The sequence below is a fragment of the Arthrobacter halodurans genome (assembly GCF_041877255.1).
In the GTDB taxonomy this organism is placed as follows: domain Bacteria; phylum Actinomycetota; class Actinomycetes; order Actinomycetales; family Micrococcaceae; genus Arthrobacter_N; species Arthrobacter_N halodurans.
The window spans coordinates 51,880-68,449 of record NZ_JBHDLJ010000006.1 but is presented as its reverse complement, the minus strand read 5'-3'; the positions used below and the strand labels follow the sequence as shown (position 1 = coordinate 68,449).

The following is a 16,570-nucleotide window of genomic DNA, read 5'->3' as shown; positions in this document are numbered from 1 at the left end:
TGGCGGGACGGCGAGGGGCCGGGGCTCAGGCCCCGATCTCGGTGCGGACCGCCAACAGCTCGGGGAAGAACGTCAGTTCGAGCGCCTTCTTCAGGAACCCGACGCCGGAGGACCCCCCGGTGCCGCGCTTGAAGCCGATGGTGCGCTCGACCGTCTTGAGGTGCCGGAAGCGCCAGAGCTGGAAGTTCTCCTCGAGGTCCACGAGCTCCTCGCACGCCTCGTAGAGGTCCCAGTTCTCCGCCGCGTTCTCGTAGACCTGCTTGTACACGGCCACCAGGCCGTCGTTGAAGACGTGCGCCTGGCTGACGTCGCGCTCCAGGAGCTCCGCGGGGATGTCGAACCCCCGGCGGGCGAGCAGGCGGATGAACTCGTCGTACACCGAGGGGGTCTCGAGGAGCTCGGCGAGCACGGCGCGCGCCGCGGGGTCGGCGTCGAACACCCGCACCATGTCGGCGTTCTTGTTGCCCAGGAGGAACTCGACCGCGCGGTACTGGTGCGATTGGAACCCGCTGGAGGCGCCCAGGGCGCCCCGGAACTCCGCGTATTCCGACGGCGTCAGCGTGGCCAGGACGCTCCACTGCTCCGTGAGCGTGCGCTGGATGTGCTTCACGCGGGCGATGTGCTTGAGCGCGAACCGGAGGTCGTCGTTGCGCAGCCGGACCAGGATGGCCCGCAGCTCGTGGAGCATCAGCTTCAGCCACAGCTCGGAGGTCTGGTGCTGGATGATGAACAGCAACTCGTCGTGGTGCTCCGGCCGGCTCACGGGGTGCTGGGAGTCCAGCAGGGTCTCGAGCCCCAAATACGAGCCATAGCTCATCTTGTCCCGGAAGTCGGTCTCGATCCCCTCTTCGAGGGCCCGGGTGTTCTTGTCGAGTGTCATGCGCCCACTCCTTCCTTCGCCCGGACCGGGATGCCGGTGAACGTGGGCCTGAGCGTCTCCGCGAAGAAGTCGTTGCCCTTGTCGTCGACGACGATAAACGCCGGGAAGTCCTCGACGTCGATCTTCCAGATCGCCTCCATGCCCAGCTCCGCGTACTCGAGGACCTCGACGTTGCGGATGCAGTCCTGCGCCAGCCGCGCGGCCGGGCCGCCGATCGAGCCCAGGTAGAAGCCGCCGTGCGTGCCGCAGGCCTCCGTGACCTGGCGCGAGCGGTTGCCCTTGGCCAGCATCACCAGGGAGCCACCCGCCGCCTGGAACTGGTCGACGTAGGAGTCCATGCGGCCCGCCGTCGTGGGGCCGAAGGATCCCGACGCCATGCCCTCGGGCGTCTTGGCCGGTCCCGCGTAGTACACCGGATGGTCCCGCAGGTACTGCGGCATCTCCTCGCCGGCGTCGAGCCGCTCCTTGATCTTCGCGTGGGCGATGTCCCGGGCCACGACCAGCGGACCGCTCAGCGACAGCCGGGTCTTCACTGGGTGCCGGGTCAGTTCCGCGAGGATCGCGTCCATCGGCTGGTTCAGGTCGACCTTGACCACGGAGCCGCCCCCGGTGCCGGCCGCCCCGGACGCCTCGTCGCCGTGCTCGGCGACCGCGGCGTGCGTCTCGTCCGGCATGAAGCGGGCCGGGTCGGTCTCCAGCTTCTCGATGAACACGCCCTCGGGCGTGATCTTCGCCAGCAGCTGCCGGTCGGCCGAGCAGGACACGGCGATGGCCACGGGCAGCGAGGCCCCGTGGCGGGGCAGGCGCACCACCCGCACGTCGTGGCAGAAGTACTTGCCGCCGAACTGGGCGCCGATGCCGAAGTGGCGGGTCAGTTCGAGGACCTTCTCCTCCAGGTCGAGGTCGCGGAAACCGCGGCCGGTCATGGAGCCCGTGGTCGGCAGGTTGTCCAGGTACTTCGCCGACCCGTACTTCGCCGTCTTCAGCGCGAACTCGGCGCTGGTGCCGCCGATCACGATCGACAGGTGGTAGGGCGGGCACGCCGCCGTGCCCAGCGAGCGCAGCTTCTCGTCGAGGAACCGCAGCATCGAGTCCTCGTTGAGGATGGCCTTGGTCTCCTGGTAGAGGAACGACTTGTTGGCCGATCCACCCCCCTTGGCCATGAACAGGAACTTGTACTGGTTCTCGTGGCCCTCGTTGGTGTCCGCGTAGATCTCGATCTGCGCGGGGAGGTTGTTGCCCGTGCTCTTCTCGTCCCACGTGGTCAGCGGGGCAAGCTGCGAGTAGCGCAGGTTCAGCTGGGTGTAGGCGTCGTAGATGCCCTGCGACAGCGCCTTCTCGTCCGGCCCGCGCGTGATGACGTTCTGGCCGCGCTTGCCCATGACGATCGCCGTCCCGGTGTCCTGGCACATCGGCAGCACTCCGCCGGCGGCGATGTTGGCGTTCTTGAGCAGGTCCAGCGCCACGAACTTGTCGTTGGGGCTCGCCTCGCCGTCGTCAAGGATGTTCCGCAGCTGCTGCAAATGGGCGGGGCGCAGGTAGTGCGAGATGTCGTGCAGCGCGGCGCGGGACAACCGCGCCAGCGTCTCCGGATCCACCTCCAGGTACGTCCGGCCGCCCGGGCCCTCCACGGTGCGCACTCCCTCGGTGGTGAGCAGCCGGTAGGGGGTCTCGTCCCGGCCGATGGGCAGCAGGTCCTCGTACTGGAATTCGGTCATCGTGCTTCCTCGCAGTGTCTCCGTCTGGTGCGCTTCCACTGTAGTTTGTCGGCGCCGTCCGCACGGCAACGGGACGCCATGGTGACGGCGCGTGCCGCCGTCGTGCGGGTTGCGGATCCCGCGCGGACGTGTTCGGCTGGAAGGCATGAGCGACGAGCCAACCGCAACGACGGAATCCGCCCCCGACGACCAGCAGCCGCAGACGCACCTGGAGAAGCTCCTCCTGGCGGGCCAGGCGGACCAGGAGAAGGCCGGCGAGGTCATCGCCGCGTTCCTGACCGAGGAGGTTTACTTCCTCAGCCGCGAGCAGGTGGGCGAGGAGACCGAGAACGTCCAGCCGCTGCTGCTGCAGAACCGGGACGGGCTGCCGCTCATCGCCCTGTTCACCCACGTGTCCCGCATCCCCAACAACTACATCGACGAGGCGCCCTTCGCCGTGCGCGTCGTCGGGGCCGCCGTCATCGACAACCTCGAGGGCGCCGGCATGGTCGTCAACCCCGGCCACCCGATCGGCTTCGAGATCGGCCCGGACGGCGTGGACGCCATCCGGCGCGACTTCAACCCCGACGGCAGCGCGTCGCCCGCGGCCGGTGGGGAGGTCCCCGCCGAAGAGACCGGGACGCCCGCCGAGGACTCCGCGGAGCCCGCATCCACGGACGACGCCGGACGCGGCCAGGGGCCGGCCGCCTAGCGGCGCTCCGCCCCGCCCCCTCAAGGACCCGCGCGCCGACCGTCGCGCGGGTCTACAGTGGATCCATGAATCTCGAAGAGACTCCCCTGCCCGGGATTGGCGTGCGGCGGGAGATCACGCTCTCCACCGGGCGGCGCGTCGGCGTCGTGATCCTGCGCGACGGCGACGTTGAGCTCATCGTCTCCCAGCGGGACGACCCGGACGCGTGCCAGGCGGCCATCCGGCTGACCGTCGAGGAGGCGGGGGCGATCGGCGCCATGCTCGGCGCGCCGCAACTCGTGGCCCAGCTGACGGACCAGCACAGCGATCTTCCGGGCGTCAACACCCGGCAGTTCGTCCTCAGCGACGACAGCCCCCACACGGAAAGCACCCTGGGCGACACCCACCTGCGGACGCGGACCGGTGCCTCGATCGTCGCCATCTCCCGGGCCGGCCAGGTCATCCCGTCGCCCGGGCCGTCCTTCCAGCTCGCGACCGGCGACGTGCTGGTGGTGGTCGGCACGTCCGACGGGTTGGAGAAGGCCGCCCAGCTTCTCAGCCACGGATAGGCCGGAGCCACCGTGGAGAACACCACAATCGTCCTGATCGAGCTGGGCGCGGTGTTCCTCGGGTTGGGGATGCTGGGGAGGATCGCCGCGCGCTTCGGCATGTCGCCGGTCCCGCTGTACCTGCTCGGCGGCCTCATGTTCGGCCACGGCGGACTCATCCCGCTCTCCAGGATCGAGGAGTTCGGGCACATCGCCAGCGAACTGGGCGTCGTGCTCCTGCTGTTGATGCTGGGGCTCGAATACACGGCCCGCGAACTCGTCACGGGGCTGAAGCGCTCCTGGGTGGCCGGCGTCGTCGACCTGCTCCTGAACTTCACGCCCGGCGCGGCGCTGGCGCTGATGCTCGGCTGGGGCTACGCGGGCGCCATGGTGCTCGGCGGCGTCACCTACATCTCCTCGTCCGGGATCATCGCCAAGGTGCTGTCCGACCTCGGCCGGCTCGGCAACCGCGAAACGCCCGTGATCCTCTCCATCCTGGTCCTGGAGGACCTGGCGATGGCGGTCTACCTGCCCATCCTGACGGCGACCCTGGCGGGCGTCAGCTTCTGGGGCGGCCTGCGGGCCGTCGGGGTCGCGCTGCTGGCCGTCACGCTGGTCCTGCTGCTCGCCCTGCGCTTCGGGCCGGTCATCTCCCGGCTGGTGCATTCGCCGGACCGCGAGAACTTCCTCCTCAAGCTGATCGGCGCCGCCCTGCTGGTCTCCGGCCTCGCGGCGGCGCTGCAGGTCTCGGCGGCGGTGGGCGCGTTCCTGCTCGGCATTGCGATCTCGGGCTCCACGGCCCACTCCGCGGCCAAAGTGCTGGAGCCGCTGCGCGATCTCTTCGCCGCCATGTTCTTCGTGCTCTTCGGCATCAACACCGACCCGACGACGATTCCGCCCGTCTTCCTGTTGGCCCTGGGACTGGCCGTCCTGACGTCCGCCACAAAGATCGCCACGGGCGTGTGGGCCGCCAAGCAGGCCGGCATCGGCGTCCCCGGGCGCCTGCGTGCCGGGACGGCGCTGATCGCGCGCGGCGAGTTCTCGATCGTCATCGCAGGGCTCGCGGTCGCCTCCGGCGCCGTCGGCAGCGAGCTCGCGGCCCTGGCGACGACGTACGTGATGCTCCTGGCCGTGCTCGGGCCGGTGGCGACGCGCTACGCCGAGCCCCTCGCCCGGGCCCTGGTCCGCAAGCCCCCGGCGCCCAACCCCGCCGCGCCGCCGGCTCCCGCCTGAGCGATCCGCCGCCCCGGCGCGCCGACGCCGCCCGTGGTGCGATGCGCCCCCGACGTGGGATATGCTGAAAAGCGCCCGCGGTACGAATGGACCGGCGGGCGAAGTGCGGGCGTAGCTCAATGGTAGAGCGCCAGCTTCCCAAGCTGGACACGCGGGTTCGATTCCCGTCGCCCGCTCTCTTTGCGCCCGGACGCGTTCCGGGGCGCGACGCAGACGGGAGTCTCCATGAAGCGCACGATGTTCAAGTCCAAGATCCACCGCGCCACCGTCACCCACGCCGACCTGCACTACGTCGGATCCGTGACGGTCGACCTGGACCTGCTCGAGGCCGCGGACATCCTGCCCGGCGAACTGGTGAGCATCGTCGACGTCACCAACGGCGCCCGGCTCGAGACCTACACGATCCCCGGCGAGCGCGGCAGCGGCGTGATCGGGATCAACGGGGCGGCCGCGCACCTCGTGGGAGCCGGGGACATCGTGATCCTCATGAGCTTCGCCCAGATGGAGACCGACGAGGCTCGGGCCCACGTCCCCGCCGTCGTGCACGTCGACGCCGGCAACCGGATCGTCGCGCTGGGCACCGACCCGTCGGAGGCCGTCGCCGAGGGCACGGAACGCCCCCCGCACGCGCTCGCTCCCCAGCGAACCGGGCGCTAGGCCTTGGAGGGGGTCCTGTCGGGGTTCGCCGTCGTCTGGACCGTCATCGCGGTCGGCTACGCCGTCGGACGCACCGGGGTCCTGGGCCCCCACGCCCGCTACGTCCTGAACCGGCTGACGTTCTTCGTCGCGAGTCCCGCGCTGCTCTTCACCACCCTCGCCGGGTCGGACCCGGCGGCGGTCCTGGGGCCCATGCTCGGTGTCGCGGCGACCAGCGCGGTGACCATCGCCGTGCTCTACGTGCTGATCACGCGCTGGTGGCTGAGGCGCGGCCGCGGCGAGCTGCTGGTCGGCGCGATGAGCGCCTCCACCGTGAACTCGGCCAACCTCGGCCTGCCGATCGCCGCCTACGTCCTGGGGGACATCTCCCATGCCGCCCCCGTGATCCTCTTCCAACTGGCGCTGTTCAGCCCGGTCTTCCTGGCCCTCCTCGACGCCACGACCACGCGCCACCGCACCACCCCGGTGGCCATGGTGGTCCAGACCGCGCGCAACCCCATGATCGTCGGCTCGATGCTGGGCCTCGCGTTCGCCGTCTTCGGGTGGAGCCTGCCCCAACAGCTCGCGGATCCGGTCGAGCTGATCGCCGGGGCGTCGATCCCCGCGATGCTCATCGCCTTCGGCATCTCCCTGGTCGGCTCCAAGCCGCTGGACCGCGCGGCCGGGCGCCGCTCCGACGTGCTGGTCGGGTCGTCCCTCAAGCTCTTCGTGCAGCCGGTGCTCGCCTGGGCGATCGGCGTCTGGGTCTTCGGGCTCGGCGGGGCGGACCTGTTCGCCGTCGTCGTGATGGCCGCGCTGCCGACGGCGCAGAACGTCTTCGTCACCGCGTCCCGGTACGACGCCGGCGTCGTGGTCGCCAAGGACACGGTGCTGGTCACGACCATCGTCGCGGTCCCCGCCATGATGCTGGTGCCGCTGCTCCTGGCCTGAGTCCCGGAATAAAGCCCGCGGCCGGCGGCGTTGTGCGTGCAACGCACCCGTCACCCGGCACCGCCGGTCCCCTACCGAAGGGCCCCCTCCGATGAACCGTCGCCAGCCGAACCGCCGCAGGCTCTCCCTCGCCGCCGCGGCCGCCGCCGTCGCCCTCGCCGTTGCGGGGTGCGGTTCCGGGACCACCGACGCCGGAACCGACGCCGGATCCCAGCCCGCCTCCGGCCTGACGCTGCAGCAGGTCCAGGACGCGGGCATCCTCACGGTCGGCACCGAGGGGACGTACCGCCCGTTCTCGTTCCACGAGGGCGGCACCGGGGAGCTGACCGGATACGACGTCGATGTCGCCACCGCCGTGGCGGAGAAGCTCGGCGTCGAGGTCGAGTTCCAGGAGACCCAGTGGGACGCGATCTTCGCCGGCCTCGAGTCCGGCCGCTTCGACACCATCGCCAACCAGGTTTCCATCACCGACGACCGCGAGGAGTCGTACGACTTCTCCGCGCCCTACACCGTCAGCAACGGGGTGATCGTCACGTCGTCGGACAACAACGAGATCGCTTCGTTCGAGGACCTCGAGGGCAAGACCACGGCCCAGTCCCTGACGAGCAACTGGTACAAGCTGGCGGAGGCCAGCGGCGCGCGGATCGAGGCCGTCGAGGGCTGGGCGCAGTCCGTCACGCTGCTGGAGCAGGGCCGCGTCGACGCCACCATCAACGACAAGTTGACGTTCCTGGACTACCAGAACGACGCCCCCAATCCGAACATCAAGATCGCCGCCGAGACGGAGGAGACCTCGCTGTCCGCGCTGCCCTTCCGGAAGGGCAGCGAGGACCTCGTGGAGGCGGTCGACGCCGCGCTGGCGGAACTCGCCGCCGACGGGACGCTGACGGAGATCTCCGAGAAGTACTTCGGCACCGACGTGTCGAAGTAGCGGTGGACGCCGCCCGCGGGCCCGGCGGTACTCTGGGCGCATGAGTGTCGACTGGGAGCTGTTCCTGGACTCGCTGTGGCCGATCGTCCTCGGCGGCCTGACGGGAACCATCCCGCTGGCCGTATCGAGCTTCGCGATCGGCCTGGCGATCGCGCTGGTGGTCGCGCTGATGCGCATCGGGCGCAACCCCGTGCTGTCCTGGTTCGGCCGCGCCTACATCTCCGTCATCCGCGGGACCCCGCTGCTCGTACAGCTCTTCGTGATCTTCTACGGACTGCCGTCGATCGGCCTCACGCTCGATCCCTGGCCCAGCGCGATCATCGCCTTTTCGCTGAACGTCGGGGGATACGCCGCGGAGATCATTCGCGCGGCGATCCTGTCGGTGCCTCGCGGGCAGTGGGAGGCCGGCTACACGATCGGCATGTCGCGGGGCATGGCGCTGCGCCGGCTGATCATCCCGCAGGCGGCGCGGGTCTCGGTTCCCCCGCTGTCCAACACGTTCATCTCCCTGGTCAAGGACACGTCCCTGGCGTCGCTGATCCTGGTCACCGAGCTCTTCCGGCGGGCGCAGGAGGTCGCGGCGTTCAGCCAGGAGTTCATGCTGCTGTATCTCGAGGCCGCGCTGGTGTACTGGGTGTTCTGCCTGGCGCTGTCCGCCGGCCAGACCAAGATCGAGGAAAGGCTGGACCGGTATGTCGCACACTGAGCCGCTACTCGCCGTGGAGGGGCTGCGGAAGTCCTTCGGGGACAACCCCGTCCTCAAGTCGATCGACCTGACGGTCGGGCAGGGGCGGGTCCTGGCGCTGATCGGACCGTCCGGGTCCGGCAAGACCACCGTGCTGCGGTGTCTCAACGGCCTGGAGCGGCCCGACGCCGGCACCGTCGCCTTCTCCGGCGGGCCGCGGGTCGAGTTCGGCCCCAAGACCACGAGGCAACAGGCGCAGTCGCTGCGCGACCGCAGCGCCATGGTCTTCCAGGGATACAACCTGTTCCCGCACATGACGGTGCTGCAGAACGTCATCGAGGGTCCCGTCCAGGTCCAGCGCAGGCCCAAGGCCCAAGCCGTGGCCGAGGCCGAGGCGCTGCTGGAACGGGTCGGCCTCGCCGACAAGCGCGACGAGTACCCGCACGAGCTCTCCGGCGGACAGCAGCAGCGGGTGGGGATCGTGCGCGCGCTGGCGCTGCGGCCCGCGCTCCTGCTTTTCGACGAGCCAACGTCCGCGCTGGATCCGGAGCTCGTCGGGGACGTCCTGACGGTCATCAAGGAACTCGCTGAGGAGGGCTGGACGATGGTGATGGTCACCCACGAGCTGGCGTTCGCCCGCGAGGTCGCCGACGAGGTGGTGTTCATGGACGGCGGGGTGGTGGTCGAGCGCGGCCACCCGGACACCGTGCTGCGGAACCCGGCCCATGAGCGCACGCGGCAATTCGTCCACCGCCTGCTGAACCCCTTCTGACCGGCCCCGGGCGACCGGCGTCCCCGCCGGCCCGCTCCCGCGCAGGGCGCGGACGGGTGCCGGTGGCGCCGCCGCACCCGTAGGCTATGGCCATGTCGACGCGAACACCTGCGGAGCAGGCGGAACTGATCACGGCCGGTTACACCGTCGAGGGCGCCGCGGTGACGCTCGGCGCCGCGCTGGTCGGCGGGGAGGTCCACCCGGAGGCACAGGTCCGGCTGCCGCTGCGCATGATGAACCGCCACGGGCTCGTCGCCGGCGCGACCGGCACCGGCAAGACCATCACGTTGCAGGTCATGGCCGAACAGCTTTCCACGCACGGCGTGCCCGTGTTCCTGGCCGACATCAAGGGCGACCTGACCGGGCTGTCCACCCCCGGCGCGGCGAGCGAGAAGCTCCTCGCGCGGACGGCGAGCGTGGGCATGCCCTGGCGGCCGCGGAGCTTCCCGGTCGAGTACTACTCCCTCGGCGGGGACGGCCTCGGCGTGCCGCTGCGGGCCACGGTCTCCTCGTTCGGGCCGCTGCTGCTCGCGCGGATCATGGAGCTGAACGAGACGCAGGAGTCCAGCCTGCAGCTGGTCTTCCACTATGCGGACAAGAAGGGCCTGGAGCTCCACGACCTCAAGGACCTCCGCGCCGTCATCCAGCACCTGACGGGCGACCGGGGCAGGGCGGAACTCGAGGAGCTCGGCGGCCTCTCCAAGGCCACCGCCGGGGTCATCCTGCGCGAGCTCGTCGGGCTGGAGGCCCAGGGCCTGGAGAGGTTCTTCGGGGAGCCGGAGTTCGACACCGCCGAGCTGCTCCGGCTGGCGCCGGACGGGCGCGGCGTCATCTCCTGCCTCGAGCTGCCCACCATCCTGCAGAAGCCGCTGGTGTTCTCGACGTTCCTCATCTGGCTGCTGGCGGACCTGTTCGCCGAGCTGCCGGAGGTCGGGGACGCCGAGAAGCCGAAGCTCGTGTTCTTCCTCGACGAGGCGCACCTGCTCTTCCGCGACGCGTCCAAGGCGTTCCTGAACTCCATCATGACCACCGTGCGGCTCATCCGGTCCAAGGGGGTGGGGGTCTTCTTCGTGACCCAGACGCCCAAGGACGTCCCGGAGGAGGTCCTCGGGCAGCTCGCCAACCGCGTGCAGCACGCGCTGCGCGCCTTCACCCCGGACGACGCCAAGGCCCTCCGCGCCACCGTCTCCACGTTCCCCGTCAGCGACTACGACCTCGAGGAGGCGCTGACCCAGGCGGGCACCGGCGAGGCCATCGTGACGGTGATGAACGAGAAGGGCGCCCCGACGCCCGTCGCGTGGACCCGGATGTGGAGCCCCGAATCGACCATGGGGCCCTCGGACCCCGGGACGGTGGCGGCCGCCGTCGCGCAGTCCGCGCTGCTGGCCGTCTACGGCGACGCGGTGGACAGGGAGTCGGCGTTCGAGCGCCTCCGCGGCACCGGGGCGCCGGACGCCGCGGGTCCGGACGCCACGGGTACGGGCACGCCTGCGACCGGCGGGTCGGTCGGCGGGCACGTGCCGTCCCGGGGACAGAGCCAGGCCGAGATCGACGCCGAGGCGCGCCGGATCGAGGAGGAGATCCTGGGACGGCCCAGCGGCGCGCCCGGCGGGCGGCCGTGGCCGGATTCCCCCGGCGACGCGCCGGCGGAACCTCCCCGTGGCCCGGCCCGCGGCGGCCGCCGCCCCGTCGAGCCGCGCGAGCCCGAACCGGCGTCGAACCCGATGATGGACCTCGCCCTGCAGGCCGCGGGGGCGCTCGGCAAGGAGCTGATGCGCGGGATGTTCGGCACCCAACGCCGACGGCGCCGCTGACCGGCGCCCCGCACACGGCGTCCGGTGTACGCCGTGCGCCACGCGCCCCGCCGCCCTGCGCCACGCGCCCCGCCGCCCTGCGCCCCGCCGGTCGCCGGGATCGGGGCCCGCTCCCGGTAACGTGGGGTGCGTGCAGAACGGTTCCCCGCTGGTGAAGGTCGTGGCCCTGTGGGTGGCGGCCCTCATGGCCGTGGCCGTCGCCGGGATCCTCAGCGTGGCTTGGGTGAACCAGCGGGTGCTGGGTCCCGACCAACTGGTCGCCGAGTACTTCGACCTGCTGCGCGCCGGCGAGGGCGGGCTGGCGCTGGGCCTGGTCGGCGCCGAGGTCCCTGACGGCAACGCGATCCTGCTCGACGGCGCCGGGCTGCGCGCCTCCGTGGCGCCGATCCGCGACTTTCGCATCGCCGAGACCGACCTCCTGGGCGAGGGCCACGCCGCCGTCACGAGCACCTACAGCGTCGACGGCGAGGAGTACCGCACGGTCTTCCGGTTGCGGCAGTCCGGCCGCGACTGGCTGTTCTTAGACCGCTGGGCCTTCGAGACGCCCGAGCTGCCGGCGCTGCGGGTCAGCGCCGACACGACCAGCGAGGTCACGGTCAACGGCATCGAGTCGCCGCTGGCCAAGGGCGCGCAGCACCTCCCGCTGCTGCTGCCCGCCGTTGTGCAGGCCGGCTACGAGGACAAGTACTTCGAGGCCGAACCCAAGACCCGGGTCGTCGACGCCGCCGCGACCGCCCAGCGCGAGCCCCTGGACCTGGTCACGCAGCCCACCCGGCGGCTCGTCGAGGACATCGACCGCCAGATCCGGGCGTACGTCGACGGCTGCGCCGAGCAGCAGGTGCTCAAGCCGGCCGGCTGCCCGCTGACCTACGACACGAACGCGCGCGTCGCCGCGGACACCATCGACTGGGACATCACCGAGTACCCGTCCGCGCAGGTGGGGGCGTACGACGGCGGGTGGGTGCTGCGCCCGCTGGAGGTCGGCACCACGCTGACGCTCGAGGAGCAGGACCTGATGACCGGCTTCACCGAGGAGAAGACCATCACGGAGTCCTTCGGCTTCACCGCCACGCTCGACGTCGACGCCCGGACGGTGCGGGTCACCCCCGCCGCCGGCGACTAGGGAGCAACCGGGTACACCCCCATTAGGCGGCAGGTCGCCGGCCCGCGCCGTCGACGTCGTCCGCGTCGGTGCCTTGCGCGTCGGTGCCTTGCGCCTCCGCGTCCCGGTCGTCCCGGCCGCCGTCCTCGGCCGGCGCGTCGTCGCGCATCGCCAGCTTCCCGCGCCGGACTGCGGCGAGCGCCCACAGGCCGGCGACAAGCGCCACAAGTCCCCCGAGCCCGATCGACCAGCGCGCGCCGAACTCGGTGCCGATCCAGCCGATCAGCGGAGCGCCAATGGGGGTGCCGCCCTGGATGACGGCCATGTACAGCGCCAGCACCCGGCCGCGGTACTGCGGCTCGACTGTCAGCTGAATGCTGGTGTTGCAGCTGTTCAGGAACGTGAGCGCGGCCAGGCCCACCGGGACGAGCGCCAGCGCATAGAGCCAGAAGAACGGCATGAGGCTCGCGAGGATGGCGAAGACCCCGAACCCGACGGCGCCGCCGACCAGGTAGCGGAGCCGGAACCGGCCCCTGCGCGCGGCCAGCAGGGCGCCCGCGAGCGTGCCGATCGCCATGATCGACCCGAGCATCCCGTACTCGCTGGGCCCCTGCCCGAAGACCTGGGTGGCCATCATCGCGTTCGTGATCTGGAAGTTGAGGCCGAAGGTGCCGATGAGCCCGGCCAGGACCAGGATCATCACGAGATCGGGGCGACCGCGCACGTACCGCACCCCCTCGAGGACCTGCCGCTTGCCGCGCGGCGCGCGTGCGGACGGGTGCAGCTGGTCGGTCTTCATCCGCCAGATGGAGAGGAGAACGGCGGCGAAGCTCGCCGCGTTGATGAGGAACGCTGGGGCCGTGCCGACCCAGGCGATGATCAGGCCAGCGACGCCGGGGCCCGCGAGCCGGGCCAGGTTGAAGGAGGCGCTGTTCAGGGCGACGGCGTTGGGGATGTCGCCCTTGGCGACAACCTCCGACACGAAGGCCTGGCGGGCCGGCGCGTCGAAGGCGCTGGCCACGCCCAGCGCCAGCGCGATGGCGTAGACGTGCCACAGCTCCGCGGCGCCCGAGAGCACCAGCAGTCCGAGCACGAGCGCGCACAGGCCCATCGCGGTCTGCGTCACCAGCAGCAACCGGCGCTTGTCGTGGCGGTCGGCCACCAGACCGGCCCACGGCCCGAGGAAGAGGATCGGCAGGAACTGGAGGCCGGTGGTGATCCCGACCGCCGTTCCGGAGTTGTCCGTCAGGATCGTCAGGACGAGCCAGTCCTGGGCGACGCGCTGCATCCACGTTCCGATGTTGGACACCAGGGCCCCGGAGACCCAGAGGCGGTAGTTGGGGTTCCGCAGGGCCCGGAAGGTCTCGCTCACCGGGCGCTCATCCCCTGCAGCAGCTCGGCGGCGCGCTCCAGAACCGCGCGGTCCGCGGCCGGCAGTTCGTCGACGCGCCGCGACAGCCAGGCGGTGCGTTCCCGGCGGGCACGGTCCAGCGTGGCGGCGCCGGCGTCGGAGATGCTCAGCAGAACCAGGCGCGCGTCGTCGGGGTGGCCCGCCCGCGTGGCGAGGCCCTTGTCCTCGAGGGCCTTGACGATCCGCGTCATCGACGGGGCCTGGACCCCCTCCCGGGCGGCGAGCTGGCCGAGTGTGCGCGGACCGGAGGACAGGCCGACGAGGACGGAGTACTGTCCCGGCGAGAGGATGTCGCCGCTCGCCTCGATGCGGAGCCTGCGGGACGTGCGCATGATCGCGATCCGCAGCTCGCTGGCGAGGTCGCCGGGCGGGGAGGAGTCGGCGCCCGACCCCGGGGGTGGCGCGGCGCCGTCGCCGGTCTCCACATCGGGGCGGGGCGTGGCGCCGTGGCCGGTCTCCCCGTCGGGGCGGGTGTCGGTGGGCTGTTCGGGATCCGGTTCGACCACGGACTCTCCTCGTTTCGGCCTGGCGGGCGCGGTGGGTTCCGCGCGTCATCGTTAGTTGCTTAGCAATGCTAACGATACTCCCAAGGGCGGTCCGGCGCAGTGGCGCCTGACACCCGGCCGGCGCGCCCCGAGCCGTCTGGCCGCGCGACACCGGACCCGCCCGGCGGGCAGGTCCGGCGGGTGGGCGGGTCCGGGCGGGAAGGTCCGGCCGGGCAGCTCCGGCCGGGCAGCTCCGGCCGGCCCGGGGTCCGGCTAGTCGAGCCCGCGCAGGTCCAGCGTCAGCTCCGTCTCGCCGTCGGCGTCGATGGACACAGGAATGCCCCAGTCCTGCTGGTACAGGTGGCACGCGGCGTGGTCCGGGATCTCGCCCCCGGGTTCGCCGTCGCAGGCCGCGGCGCGCGCCGTGATGTGCAGCACGCCCCCGTCGATGTCGGGGTTCAGGGTCAGCGTGCGGCGCAGGCCCACCGAGGTCCCGGCGCCGCCGAGCAGCAACTCCTCCGGGGAGGATGAGATCTTCAACTGGGTGGGGTCTCCCCAGCGGTCGTCCAGCTTCTGGCCCTTCGGCGCGGAGAAGCGCACCACGAGCTCGTGCTCGCCGGGAGCGACCGGGGACTTGGGCCGGTGCGACTGCGCGGCGCCCTCGTCGACTGTCAGCGCCTCCTTCGGCAGCGGCAGACGGACCAGCTGGTGCTGGTTGGTCTCGACGACCAGCAGCACGGGCGGTCCCTCGACGGACGCGTCGAGGAGGACGTCGGACGGCTCGGCGAGTCCGCGGGCCAGCGTGGACGCGGTCCCGGTCGCCGGGTCGTAGCGGCGCACGGCGCCGTTGTAGGTGTCGGCGACGGCGACCGAGCCGTCCGGCAACACGGTCACGCCGAGCGGGTGCTGCAGGCGCGCCTCGGCGGCGGGCCCGTCGCGGAAACCGAAGTCGAACAGCCCGGTGCCGATGGCCGTCTCGACGGAGGCCACGCGGCCGTCCCCGCCGAGGCGCAGCACGCGCAGCGCGGACGTCTCGGAGTCGGCGACCCAGATGTCCCCGTTCGCGTCGTCCGCCAGGCCGGAGGACTGCGCGAACCAGGCCTGGCCGGGGACGCCGTCCTGCAGCCCCTCGAGCCCGGTGCCGGCGAACACGGCGAGTTCGCCCGACAGCGGATCCAGCGAGAAGATCTGGTGCGTCCCGGCCATCGCGATGACCAGCCGGCCCGCCTTGGCGGACCACAGGACGTCCCACGGCGAGGACAGCGACGTCTCCAGCGGCTCGGTCCCCAAGTCCCACACCCAGGCCTCGGCGTCGTTCGCGGCGTCGCCCGCGGCGCGGGCCTGATCGGCGTCGAGCAGGCGCTGGACGCCGTTGCCGGCGATGGTGCGGACCTCGCCGGTGTCCAGCGAGAGCCCGCGCAGGCGGTGGTTGACCGTGTCGGCGACGACGACGTCGTAGCCCACCCGCGCGGCGACGTCGGCCGGCAGCGCGGCGAGGCCCTGGGGCTCGTTGAACCGGGCCCGTTCCGCCGGCCCGTCCGCGAAGCCCTTGGTGCCGTCCCCGAAGGAGCGCACCACGGTTCCCAGGTCGTTGGCGAGCTCCACGAGGCGGTGGTGCCCGGAGTCGCCGACGAGGAAGTTGCCATTCGGCAGGGCCAGGACCTTGCCGGGGAACCGCAGGTCGCCCTCGCGCGCCGGCGGGGCAACGTACGGGCCGTCGCCGCGGTGCAGCGTGCCCTTGTCCTCGTGCTCGGCGACGAGCTCCTCGACGAGGACCTCCAGGCCGTTGGCGTGGCCCTCGCCGGAGAGGTGCGCCGCGATGTAGCCCTCGGGGTCCACGACGACGAGCGTCGGCCACGCGCGGGCCGAGTAGGCCTGCCACGTCTCCAGCTCGGGGTCGTCCAGGACGGGGTGGTGGATCTCATAGCGCTCGACGGCCGCCGCGAGCGCCGCGGGATCGGCCTCGTGCTCGAACTTCGGGGAGTGGACGCCCACGATCACGAGCAGGTCCCGGTACTTCTCCTCGAGGGGGCGCAGCTCGTCGAGCACGTGCAGGCAGTTGATGCAGCAGAAGGTCCAGAAGTCGAGGACCACGATCTTCCCCCGCAGGTCATCGAGCGTGATCTGCTGGCCGCCGGTGTTGAGCCAGTTGCGGCCCACCAGTTCGGAGGCGCGCACGCGGTACGAGGCGCGGACGGATTCGGTGGCGGTCGGCTCTGCGGTCATGCGGGCACTCCTCGGGACTTTGTCGGCTGACGTAGGGTCAACCACATTATCCCCGCCGATGTTCCCCCGCCCCTCCGAGCGTGACCGAGTGCGACGCCGCGGCCCGGCTCGCGGCCATGGCGGCCCGGTTCGCGGCGTCAGCGGCGCAGTGCGCGCACCACGCGTGCCGCAGCGAAGCCCGCCGCGGCCACCACCGGCGCGCTGCCGACCAGCAACGCGACCGGATTGGGGCGGAAGACTGCACCGGCGTCGGTGGAGACATAGGCGCCGACTGGCAGCGCGCAGCCGCCGCCGCCCCCGCCGCTCGAGCCCTCCTGGTCCGCCCCGCCCCCGGCCCCGCACCAGACGAAGGCCACGGGCACCACGGTGCGGCCGCCGACCTCGACCGGTTGCCCGTGCACGGTGCCGACGAGGGAGTTGCGCAGCGATTCGAGAATGTCCGAGACAAGGTGTGCCATGGCCCGAACCTACCCCCGCCGGGCGTCAGCGGCCACCCTTGGCGGCCATC

At 71.6% G+C, this 16,570-nt stretch carries 16 protein-coding genes and 1 tRNA gene; 11 read left to right on the top strand and 6 right to left on the bottom strand.

Going from position 1 to position 16,570, the window contains the following annotated elements; genetic code table 11:
- Positions 1 to 25 precede the first annotated feature (25 nt).
- Positions 26 to 880, bottom strand: coding sequence for a tryptophan 2,3-dioxygenase (gene kynA / locus ACETWP_RS09125; protein ID WP_373971922.1), 855 nt, complete (start codon positions 878 to 880; stop codon positions 26 to 28).
- On the bottom strand, positions 877 to 2,598 hold the full coding sequence (locus tag ACETWP_RS09120; protein ID WP_373971921.1) for a fumarate hydratase: 1,722 nt from the start codon (positions 2,596 to 2,598) through the stop codon (positions 877 to 879). The genes kynA and ACETWP_RS09120 overlap by 4 nt, the downstream gene beginning before the upstream one ends.
- A gap of 145 nt (positions 2,599 to 2,743) precedes the next feature.
- Here ACETWP_RS09120 and ACETWP_RS09115 point away from each other — a divergent pair, with 145 nt between their 5' ends.
- From ACETWP_RS09115 to ACETWP_RS09065, 11 genes are all read left to right on the top strand, one after another.
- Entirely contained in the window at positions 2,744 to 3,289 is a 546-nt protein-coding gene (locus ACETWP_RS09115) for an SseB family protein (RefSeq protein WP_373971920.1), read from the top strand.
- Positions 3,290 to 3,354: 65 nt separating this feature from the next.
- Positions 3,355 to 3,837, top strand: coding sequence for a cation:proton antiporter regulatory subunit (locus ACETWP_RS09110; RefSeq protein WP_373971919.1), 483 nt, complete (start codon positions 3,355 to 3,357; stop codon positions 3,835 to 3,837).
- Between the two features lie 12 nt (positions 3,838 to 3,849).
- Entirely contained in the window at positions 3,850 to 5,049 is a 1,200-nt protein-coding gene (locus ACETWP_RS09105; protein ID WP_373971918.1) for a cation:proton antiporter, read from the top strand.
- A gap of 105 nt (positions 5,050 to 5,154) precedes the next feature.
- Positions 5,155 to 5,225: transfer RNA gene (locus ACETWP_RS09100), tRNA-Gly, on the top strand.
- 49 nt (positions 5,226 to 5,274) lie between these two features.
- Complete coding sequence (gene panD / locus ACETWP_RS09095; protein ID WP_373971917.1) at positions 5,275 to 5,706, top strand: aspartate 1-decarboxylase; 432 nt, start codon at positions 5,275 to 5,277, stop codon at positions 5,704 to 5,706.
- 3 nt (positions 5,707 to 5,709) lie between these two features.
- Complete coding sequence (locus ACETWP_RS09090; protein ID WP_373971916.1) at positions 5,710 to 6,636, top strand: AEC family transporter; 927 nt, start codon at positions 5,710 to 5,712, stop codon at positions 6,634 to 6,636.
- Positions 6,637 to 6,727: 91 nt separating this feature from the next.
- Positions 6,728 to 7,567 (top strand): amino acid ABC transporter substrate-binding protein, encoded by an 840-nt coding sequence (locus ACETWP_RS09085; protein ID WP_373971915.1) that lies wholly within the window; start codon positions 6,728 to 6,730, stop codon positions 7,565 to 7,567.
- 40 nt (positions 7,568 to 7,607) lie between these two features.
- Positions 7,608 to 8,273 carry an amino acid ABC transporter permease gene (locus tag ACETWP_RS09080; RefSeq protein ID WP_373971914.1) on the top strand — a complete coding sequence of 222 codons (666 nt, stop codon included), beginning with the start codon at positions 7,608 to 7,610 and terminating at the stop codon, positions 8,271 to 8,273.
- Entirely contained in the window at positions 8,260 to 9,024 is a 765-nt protein-coding gene (locus ACETWP_RS09075; RefSeq protein WP_373971913.1) for an amino acid ABC transporter ATP-binding protein, read from the top strand. The genes ACETWP_RS09080 and ACETWP_RS09075 overlap by 14 nt, the downstream gene beginning before the upstream one ends.
- A 92-nt stretch (positions 9,025 to 9,116) precedes the next feature.
- The gene (locus ACETWP_RS09070) at positions 9,117 to 10,838 is read left to right on the top strand and encodes a helicase HerA-like domain-containing protein (protein WP_373971912.1); all 1,722 of its coding nucleotides are present in this window, start codon (positions 9,117 to 9,119) and stop codon (positions 10,836 to 10,838) included.
- 130 nt (positions 10,839 to 10,968) lie between these two features.
- On the top strand, positions 10,969 to 11,961 hold the full coding sequence (locus tag ACETWP_RS09065; RefSeq protein ID WP_373971911.1) for a hypothetical protein: 993 nt from the start codon (positions 10,969 to 10,971) through the stop codon (positions 11,959 to 11,961).
- A gap of 22 nt (positions 11,962 to 11,983) precedes the next feature.
- Here the strand turns inward: ACETWP_RS09065 and ACETWP_RS09060 are convergent, their stop codons facing one another.
- The 4 genes from ACETWP_RS09060 to ACETWP_RS09045 all read right to left on the bottom strand — a co-directional run bounded on the left by ACETWP_RS09060 (position 11,984) and on the right by ACETWP_RS09045 (position 16,520).
- Positions 11,984 to 13,312 carry an MFS transporter gene (locus ACETWP_RS09060; protein WP_373971910.1) on the bottom strand — a complete coding sequence of 443 codons (1,329 nt, stop codon included), beginning with the start codon at positions 13,310 to 13,312 and terminating at the stop codon, positions 11,984 to 11,986.
- Positions 13,309 to 13,857: a MarR family winged helix-turn-helix transcriptional regulator gene (locus ACETWP_RS09055; RefSeq protein WP_373971909.1), complete on the bottom strand. Its 549-nt coding sequence runs from the start codon at positions 13,855 to 13,857 to the stop codon at positions 13,309 to 13,311. Before ACETWP_RS09055 ends, ACETWP_RS09060 begins: the two co-directional genes overlap by 4 nt.
- A gap of 252 nt (positions 13,858 to 14,109) precedes the next feature.
- Positions 14,110 to 16,062: an NHL domain-containing thioredoxin family protein gene (locus ACETWP_RS09050; protein WP_373971908.1), complete on the bottom strand. Its 1,953-nt coding sequence runs from the start codon at positions 16,060 to 16,062 to the stop codon at positions 14,110 to 14,112.
- 137 nt (positions 16,063 to 16,199) lie between these two features.
- Entirely contained in the window at positions 16,200 to 16,520 is a 321-nt protein-coding gene (locus ACETWP_RS09045; protein WP_373971907.1) for a hypothetical protein, read from the bottom strand.
- Positions 16,521 to 16,570: the final 50 nt, after the last annotated feature.

Coding starts and splice junctions, on each gene's coding strand:
- kynA (WP_373971922.1), bottom strand. CDS start 880: ATGACACTCGACAAGAACACCCGGGCCCTCGAAGAGGGGATCGAGACC.
- ACETWP_RS09120 (WP_373971921.1), bottom strand. CDS start 2,598: ATGACCGAATTCCAGTACGAGGACCTGCTGCCCATCGGCCGGGACGAG.
- ACETWP_RS09115 (WP_373971920.1), top strand. CDS start 2,744: ATGAGCGACGAGCCAACCGCAACGACGGAATCCGCCCCCGACGACCAG.
- ACETWP_RS09110 (WP_373971919.1), top strand. CDS start 3,355: ATGAATCTCGAAGAGACTCCCCTGCCCGGGATTGGCGTGCGGCGGGAG.
- panD (WP_373971917.1), top strand. CDS start 5,275: ATGAAGCGCACGATGTTCAAGTCCAAGATCCACCGCGCCACCGTCACC.
- ACETWP_RS09085 (WP_373971915.1), top strand. CDS start 6,728: ATGAACCGTCGCCAGCCGAACCGCCGCAGGCTCTCCCTCGCCGCCGCG.
- ACETWP_RS09080 (WP_373971914.1), top strand. CDS start 7,608: ATGAGTGTCGACTGGGAGCTGTTCCTGGACTCGCTGTGGCCGATCGTC.
- ACETWP_RS09075 (WP_373971913.1), top strand. CDS start 8,260: ATGTCGCACACTGAGCCGCTACTCGCCGTGGAGGGGCTGCGGAAGTCC.
- ACETWP_RS09070 (WP_373971912.1), top strand. CDS start 9,117: ATGTCGACGCGAACACCTGCGGAGCAGGCGGAACTGATCACGGCCGGT.
- ACETWP_RS09050 (WP_373971908.1), bottom strand. CDS start 16,062: ATGACCGCAGAGCCGACCGCCACCGAATCCGTCCGCGCCTCGTACCGC.
- ACETWP_RS09045 (WP_373971907.1), bottom strand. CDS start 16,520: ATGGCACACCTTGTCTCGGACATTCTCGAATCGCTGCGCAACTCCCTC.